This window comes from Ilyobacter sp., from assembly GCF_041583315.1.
Classification (GTDB): domain Bacteria; phylum Fusobacteriota; class Fusobacteriia; order Fusobacteriales; family Fusobacteriaceae; genus Ilyobacter.
Genome location: NZ_JBFHGC010000562.1, coordinates 1 through 1,821, shown reverse-complemented (window position 1 = coordinate 1,821; position 1,821 = coordinate 1). Strand labels below are relative to the sequence as shown.

Here is a 1,821-nt window from a genome sequence, read left to right as displayed (position 1 = left end):
GGTTATGAAACCTGCTCCAGTAGTGAAGCCAGCACCTGCTCCGGCTCCAGCACCGGTTATCATGGTACCTGAAGAAGGGCTAAAATTAAGAGAACTTTTCCCAGTAAACAGCTATGAAGTAACAGCAGCTGGAATGGCCGAAGTAGATGAGATTTCAAAAGACTTAGCAGGACACCAAGGAACTCTTACAATTGAAGGTAATACAGACTCAACAGGATCTGCTAAATATAACATGATGTTATCAGAAAAAAGAGCAAAAGCTGTAGCCGACGAGTTTAGAAGAAAACTTGAAGGTGAAAAAATAGAAATAGTTTCAAAAGGATTTGGAGAAGAGAATCCATTAGTTCCAAACACAACTCCAGAAGCAAAAGCTCAGAACAGAAGAGTAGAAGTATTCTGGACACCAGCAGAATAACAAATAAAAAATGGCTGCGTAAGCAGCCTTTTTTATTTGTTGTCTATTAAAATAGTATCTAATTTTTCCAATTTTTGTTGTTATTGTTATAACCTTTGTTTACCTTATGCTTTTTAGCATGACCATATGGAATGTTATTATTTACCTCTTGATATTTATGTACAACTACGACTTTTTGAGGCTCATTGTATCTGTTTTTATGTCTGTGTACCTCTTTTTTTACGTATCTCGGCTGTTCATACACATGTACTTCTTTCTTTACATATCTCGGCTGCTCGTATATATGCACCTCTTTTTCCACATATCTCGGTTTTTCATATCTGTGATGATGATCATCTCCGATATTCAAAGATACAGCAACGTCAGCGCCTCCTCTGTGCCCGTCTCCAAAGTTCAGAGATAAGCTTCCACTGTCAGCAAAAGTCAAAGTGGATATAAATACAAATCCTATCATTAGTAATTTTTTCATTTTTATTCCTCCTTTAATTTAGAAATTCTCTATGACTTAGTTTACTCATTTACTGTGACGAAAATGTGACAATAAAAAGAAAGATAAGGGAACTGAGTAAAACTAATATAAGCTGAGAGGAATAAGAAATAAAAATTGGTATTTAATTGAAGGGTCATAGACCATCAAAGGATGAAGTGTGGTGATTATTTATGAATAGACTGGAAAAATATAGAAAAGTTCTGAAACTTGCTCTTCCTGCAGTGGGTGAGATGCTGTTGTATATGCTTATATGGACAGTAGATACACTTATGGTAGGGAAATATGGTGGGAGAGTGGCAGTAAGTGCTGTAGGTCTCTCAGGACAGATATTATATACAGTGTCTGCTGTGTTTTCTGCCATGGGTATAGGGGTGGCTCTTACTTCTCTTGTATCCAGGAAAATCGGAGAAGGGGAAGAAGAAGAGGCCAATATATACGGGAGTATAGGATTTTTCATGGGAGCAGCCATTTCTTTGGTTTTGGGAGTACTTTTTTATACTGTACCCCAGGAGTTCCTAAAATTTGCTAATGCCAGGGGAGAGGTACTGGTTTTGGGAAGTATCTACTTAAAAATAAGTTCTTTTGCACTTTTGATGACCATCTGGAGGGGTCTACTGAATGGAATAATAAGGGGGGCTCAGAATACAAAAATCCCTCTATACACAACCGGAGTTATGACAGTAGTAAATCTAGGCTTAGATTACCTCCTTATATTCGGGAAAATGGGTTTCCCGGAAATGGGGGTAAAAGGGGCTGCTATTGCCACTGTTGCTGCCAATTTAGTGGGATTTTTATATACTATATTTTATCTTCAGAAGCACTCTTGTATCAGCCTAGGGTCCTGTATGAGCATAAAAAGCAGTCACCTCATACATATAAAAGAAAAATGGTGGGAAATAATGAGAATCGCCCTACC

The 1,821-nt window shown here is 37.7% G+C and carries 3 protein-coding genes; 2 read left to right on the top strand and 1 reads right to left on the bottom strand.

Annotation, left to right across the window (positions count from 1 at the left end):
* The coding region (locus ABZA26_RS14230) for an OmpA family protein (protein ID WP_372715151.1) at positions 1-415 on the top strand (415 nt) is incomplete at its 5' end.
* Between the two features lie 58 nt (positions 416-473).
* On the opposite strand, the gene ABZA26_RS14225 is transcribed toward ABZA26_RS14230, so the two are convergent.
* Positions 474-884: a hypothetical protein gene (locus ABZA26_RS14225; RefSeq protein WP_372715150.1), complete on the bottom strand. Its 411-nt coding sequence runs from the start codon at positions 882-884 to the stop codon at positions 474-476.
* A gap of 191 nt (positions 885-1,075) precedes the next feature.
* Between ABZA26_RS14225 and ABZA26_RS14220 the strand changes: the two genes are divergently transcribed.
* The coding region (locus ABZA26_RS14220) for an MATE family efflux transporter (RefSeq protein WP_372715149.1) at positions 1,076-1,821 on the top strand (746 nt) is incomplete at its 3' end.